General features: G+C 61.9%; 5 protein-coding genes. 3 read left to right on the top strand and 2 right to left on the bottom strand.

Annotated elements, in window-relative coordinates; all coding sequences use genetic code 11:
* Positions 1 to 461: 461 nt before the first annotated feature.
* Positions 462 to 1,265 carry an SDR family oxidoreductase gene (locus tag ABJK70_RS19765; protein ID WP_210023723.1) on the bottom strand — a complete coding sequence of 268 codons (804 nt, stop codon included), beginning with the start codon at positions 1,263 to 1,265 and terminating at the stop codon, positions 462 to 464.
* A gap of 119 nt (positions 1,266 to 1,384) precedes the next feature.
* Between ABJK70_RS19765 and ABJK70_RS19760 the strand changes: the two genes are divergently transcribed.
* From ABJK70_RS19760 to ABJK70_RS19750, 3 genes are all read left to right on the top strand, one after another.
* Positions 1,385 to 2,353, top strand: a complete 969-nt coding sequence (locus tag ABJK70_RS19760) for a LysR family transcriptional regulator (RefSeq protein WP_156880804.1) — start codon at positions 1,385 to 1,387, stop codon at positions 2,351 to 2,353.
* Between the two features lie 77 nt (positions 2,354 to 2,430).
* On the top strand, positions 2,431 to 2,958 hold the full coding sequence (locus tag ABJK70_RS19755; protein ID WP_347258853.1) for a GNAT family protein: 528 nt from the start codon (positions 2,431 to 2,433) through the stop codon (positions 2,956 to 2,958).
* Positions 2,959 to 2,990: 32 nt separating this feature from the next.
* The gene (locus ABJK70_RS19750) at positions 2,991 to 3,422 is read left to right on the top strand and encodes a hypothetical protein (RefSeq protein WP_086133625.1); all 432 of its coding nucleotides are present in this window, start codon (positions 2,991 to 2,993) and stop codon (positions 3,420 to 3,422) included.
* A 460-nt stretch (positions 3,423 to 3,882) separates the two neighbouring features.
* Here the strand turns inward: ABJK70_RS19750 and ABJK70_RS19745 are convergent, their stop codons facing one another.
* On the bottom strand, positions 3,883 to 4,668 hold the full coding sequence (locus tag ABJK70_RS19745; RefSeq protein ID WP_347258852.1) for a methyltransferase domain-containing protein: 786 nt from the start codon (positions 4,666 to 4,668) through the stop codon (positions 3,883 to 3,885).
* Positions 4,669 to 5,095 lie beyond the last annotated feature (427 nt).

Genomic DNA, 5,095 nt, shown 5'->3' with positions numbered 1-5,095 from the left:
TGCCTTCCGCGTTCTGGCTGATGGCCACCGGTTTGGCCGCGGTTTTTCGCGGCCGGGCGCATACAACGAATTGATCGGCTCTCACCACCGAAGGTAGGTGTTTGAAGGACCGCACGGTTTGTTTCCGAGCCGCCTGGCAGGCGAATCGGCACCGGGCGTCACAGTTGGACCTGGAGAGCAGGCTGGACAAGAACTACCGGGAACCCGGCTCCGGAGCGGATGCGCGGGGCATGAATCCCGTAGCCGGCGTGCGCCTGGAACTATGAACGGCCGGCCTGACGGCGAGAACGCCGGAATTCCCCACCCAAAGGCGGATAGGAAAATCCGGCATCCTCGCAACCGGTTTCGCCGGAAGCGCATCCGCAGCCCGCGAGATTGTTTCCCCGTACGATTTCTCGGCGACGCTCCGCCATACCGAGTTCGCTCGGCTCACGCCGGAGAAACGAATCGCAGGGCTATGGTCACCAGCCGAGCTGCAGCTCGGGCGGATGTCCGGCGTCCATCAGGGATGCGCCGCCGTCGGCGAAAAGTATTTGGCCTGTAATCCAGCCGGCGTCCTCCGAGCAGAGCAAAGCCACAGCATTGCCGATGTCGGCCGGCGTGCCGAGCCGGCCCATGGGGGTCCAGCCGCGGGTATGCCAGCGCCGGATGGCGTCCTGTGCCGGTTCGGGCAGGCTGTTCAGCACGCTGTCCTCGATCCAGCCGGGACTGACCGCATTCACCGTGATGCCTCGCTTGGCCAAAGCCACGGCAAAGTAGCGGACGAGCGACTCCAGCGCCGCCTTGGCCGAACCCATGGCAACCCAGGGTTGCAGGCTCCCGGTGCGGCCACCGGGCGAGTGGGTTATGGCGACGATTCGGCCGCCGTCGCGCATGAGCTGCACTGCCTGCCGCACTGCGACGAGAAAGGCTTTGACCTGGGAATCGAAGGCCGAATCCCACTGTACGGGAGTGATTTCGAGGGGCGGATAGAAGAATTCGGCGGCTTCGGGCCGGGCGTTGGCTACAAATATGTCGAGCCCCTCGAATCGCTCGCCGACTTCATCGAACATCCGGGCGATTTCGGCCGGGTTCGAAATGTCCGCCTGGACGATGAATCCGTCCGCGCCACGCAGGCGTACTTCGGCCAGGGTGTCATCGGCAGCCTTCCGGTTGCGGTAATAATGAATGGCGACATCGGCGCCCTGAGCGGCGAGTTTGAGAGCGATACCCTTCCCGATGCCACGGGAACTGCCCGTAATCAGGGCTTTTTTGCGATAAGACATGGTGACCTCCGAACGATAGAGACTGCGGGTCGCTCTAAAAGCACTGTTTAGAGCTCTTAGAGCTTTCCGCCGCGGTTTGAATTCTGAGGATCGTTTTTCTATTATTCAAATCGATTGTTATGATTGAAAACATCAACGAAATCGATTTTAGAAAGGCGGACCTGAACCTGCTGCCGGTATTCAGCGCTCTCCTGAAGGAACGGAGCGTGACGCGGGCGGCCGGCCGCCTATATCTCGGCCAGCCTGCGGTGAGCGCGGCGCTGATGAGACTACGGGAAATGTTCAAGGACGAGCTTTTCCTGAGAACGGCGAAAGGCATGGAGCCGACTGCCAGGGCCTTGGAACTTGCGGAACAGCTCGGTCCGGCGCTCGAAATCATCCATCGGGAAATGTACGGGACTCCGCGCTTCGATCCGGCCACCGCCGAGCGCAGCTTCCGCCTCGGCATGCCGGATAGCATCGAGGTGGCGCTCTCCCCGAGCCTGATCGAGCGCATCCAGCGCGAGGCGCCCGGTGTGCGTGTCGCGATCCGTCTCGCGGGGCATGAACAGGGAGCGAAACTACTGGACAACCAGGAAATAGACCTCGGCGTCTCGCGATTCACGGACGTGGCGAGCTGGCACCGCCAGGAGAACCTTTACCGGGAAGGCTATGTGTGCCTGTTCGACGGCGCGCGGCTGGGCATACCCTCGCCCATCGGCCTGGAAGACTATCTCGCCCTGCCCCATCTCCTGATGTCCTTCTCCGGAGGCTTCGAAGGCGTCGTGGACGAAGCGCTCGCGCGCCGAAATTTGCGACGGCGGGTTTTACTTTCAACCACGCGCTTCTCCGCCCTGCCCTTCATCCTCAAGGAGGCCGACGCCATCGCCACCCTGCCGGCGTCCATGGCGCGGCGCTGCGCAGAAGCGTTCAAGCTCACCCTGAGCCCCGCGCCGATCGAGATCGAGACCTTCACGGTTTCGATGCTCTGGCACGCCCGCCACGACCGGGACCCCGGCCACATCTGGCTGCGCGAGGCGGTGAAAAGCATCGTGCGGGTCGAGGCGAATCCGTCGATAGACGACACCCATCGAGTTCAGGGCACGTAAAGCCGGTTTGAGAACCAACACCGACGCTCCCCTATGCAGTGAATAGATATTGTTGGTTTTTACCCAGGAGAAAACCCATGCGGACCGAATTCGAGCATGGCGTGATCCGCGATTGGTCGGAGCACGACAAGGCCGATCTCGTGGCGCTCGCCAATAATCGCAAGATATGGCGGAATCTGACCGACCGATTCCCCCATCCCTACACGGAAAGAGACGCGAACTGGTGGATAGCTCATGTCGCCGGGATGCCCGTCCGCACCTCATGGGCCATCGAAGTGGACAGCCGCGCCATCGGCGGAATCGGCATCGACCCGCGGGAGGGCATTTATGCCAAATCCGCCGAATTCGGCTATTGGCTCGGCGAGCCGTATTGGGGACGGGGGATTGCTACGGCCGCGGCCCGCGCGCTCGTGCCGGAAATTATGTCGCGATTCGGCCTGATTCGCCTGGAAGCCCGCGTGTTTGCGTGGAATCCGGCCTCCATGCGGGTGCTGGAGAAAGCCGGGTTCAAACGGGAAGGGGTAATGCGGCGTGCCGCCTTCAAGGACGGCGTCCTTATCGACCAGGTCCTCTACGCCTATGTCGAGGAAAACATCGACGTATAATCGGCCTGCCGTTTCCTTCTCCCGAATCCATCATGCTCAAACCGAACCAAGACATGAACCTGAACCCAAGACGTCTTCTTCTCGCGACCGCCGCCATCTTCGTATTCGCATTGCTCTGGAACGGTCTGGTCCACATGGTGATTCTCCGCGACGCCGATGCCGCGTTGGCCGGTATCGCCAGGCCGGAGGCGGAAAGGAGCTTGTGGCTGTCGCTGCTGCTCACGGCCGGCATCGCATTGCTCTTCGTCCTGAGCTACATTCGCTGCGCACGGAACGGCGGCATCAAGGAAGGGCTGGTTCACGGCCTGTCCTTCGCCGTTCTCGCCGGACTCTTGGTGGATCTCAATCAATACCTGCTGTACCCCGTTCCGGGAAGCCTGGCGGCACAATGGTTTCTGTTCGGCGTGGTCGAGTTCGCCGTTTATGGGATTCTGGCCGGCTGGCTTTACCCGAAAACATCGTAGGCTGCCCACGGGTTTCCTCACTTCCGAAGCGTCTGGCCGCCAGCTCCAGCTTCATGGGTATACAAATCACCCCTGAAACGTCGACCGCTGCGGATTGCCCATTCATCCATCGATTCGAGCAAACGGCCCGCCGCCTCTTCGGACGGCTCATGCGCGATGAACCTGCCGGTAAGAGCATTTTCATACCTACTGTACGGGAACTCGCGAGTAGGTCGGGAATCCCTTCCCGACGGTGAAGTTGGGCTAACGGGTTCGTCGGCAAAGGATTGCCGACCTACGAATGCTTGAAGCAATTCACCCGAGCCGAAGGCGCCAACGACTTCCGCCAAGCCTGTTTTGCCGTACGAGCGAGATGAAAACGCTCAAGCTCGCGAAGAAGTGCGCTGAGCTGATAAACGGCGCATCCTTCAGAGTCGCAGCTCTAATTTCCATCTACCTTTGCCCTTCAGCCAAAAGCGGCTCATTTTTTCGCTTCCACCTGGAGCCGCACCATGGCGACATGGACCCGTCCCGCGGTGTCGGGAGGATTTCCGGCCAGGTAGCGCTCGGCGACAGCGTCGATGAAGAGCCCCCGCCGCTCCGCCGGGACTCTCGACGTGTAGGGATGCCAGGCGGTGCGCAGCCAACCGATGAAGGCTTGGCGGCCGGCATGCACCATGTCCTTGTCGGTCAGCCGGACCCGCTCGGCGTCGAGCCCCGCCTCCCCTAGCCAGCGGCGATAGCTCTCCGCATCGTGGAAACCGAAGGTCGATTCGAAGTTCTCGAAATTCTCCCGCCACACGGGACCGTCCGCCACGGCCTCGAACGCCGCGATCAGCGCGGCGGCAGAGCCCCGGCCGCCCATCTCCATCCGGCAGCGGCCGCCCGGCTTCAGCGCACGGGCGATGCCGGCCAATACCGGCTCATGATCCCGGACCCAGTGCAAAGCGGCATTGGAATAGACCACGGTGAATTCCTCGTCGAAAGGCAGCGTCCGGGCATCCGCCTGCCGGAACTCGAGGTTAGGGTAATCCGACGCCGGAAACCGTCTTGCTGCATAGCCGATCATGTCTTCCGAAAGATCGACGCCGACCACGCCGCCGAACGGCACCCGCTGCGCCAGTTCCGCCGTGATTCGCCCGTCGCCGCAGCCGATGTCGAGCACCCGGTCGTCCGGGCGCAGGTTCAGGCCGCTCAACAGTTCGCGCGCCCAAGCTTCCTGACCGGCCGAATGGCGGGCATAGTCTTCCGGGTTCCAGCGATACATCGTTTTTCTCCTCATGGTGAATGGTCGCAAGCAAGAATGCCGAAAGAACGCATGGAGGAAAAACGATGTTTGGCGATGTCGCCATCGCGTCTCGCGATGGCCCGAATCAAACCGCCCCGCCGGCGAGATGATCCGGTCGCGGATACCGCCTTGGAAATCAAGCCGAGCGGCCTAATGTCGCGAAGGGATTCGCGACCTAGAGCGACACGGTCGTAGATCGGCAACCCTTTGCCGACTGAGCTGTGTCGGAAAGGAATTTCCGACCTATGGCAGCTGTGGCGCCGCACAGAACCGTAGATGCCACAGCGGCACGATCGTAGGTCGGCAATCCTTTGCCGACTGAGCTGTGTCCGAAAGGAATTTCCGACCTGCGGCAGCCGGCCGCACCATAGGACCGTGGATGCTCTAAGCCGCTCCTCCGGCGAGA

Origin of the sequence: Methylocaldum sp., from assembly GCF_039794385.1 — a bacterium.
Taxonomy (GTDB): Bacteria; Pseudomonadota; Gammaproteobacteria; order Methylococcales; family Methylococcaceae; genus Methylocaldum.
Note: the sequence above shows the minus strand (reverse complement) of the source record. Positions and strands in the feature narration are given on the sequence as shown.

Bases quoted from the DNA above. Each gene is read 5' to 3' on its own strand.
- ABJK70_RS19750 (WP_086133625.1), top strand. From the start codon at position 2,991: ATGCTCAAACCGAACCAAGACATGAACCTGAACCCAAGACGTCTTCTT.
- ABJK70_RS19765 (WP_210023723.1), bottom strand. From the start codon at position 1,265: ATGTCTTATCGCAAAAAAGCCCTGATTACGGGCAGTTCCCGTGGCATC.
- ABJK70_RS19745 (WP_347258852.1), bottom strand. From the start codon at position 4,668: ATGTATCGCTGGAACCCGGAAGACTATGCCCGCCATTCGGCCGGTCAG.
- ABJK70_RS19760 (WP_156880804.1), top strand. From the start codon at position 1,385: ATGATTGAAAACATCAACGAAATCGATTTTAGAAAGGCGGACCTGAAC.
- ABJK70_RS19755 (WP_347258853.1), top strand. From the start codon at position 2,431: ATGCGGACCGAATTCGAGCATGGCGTGATCCGCGATTGGTCGGAGCAC.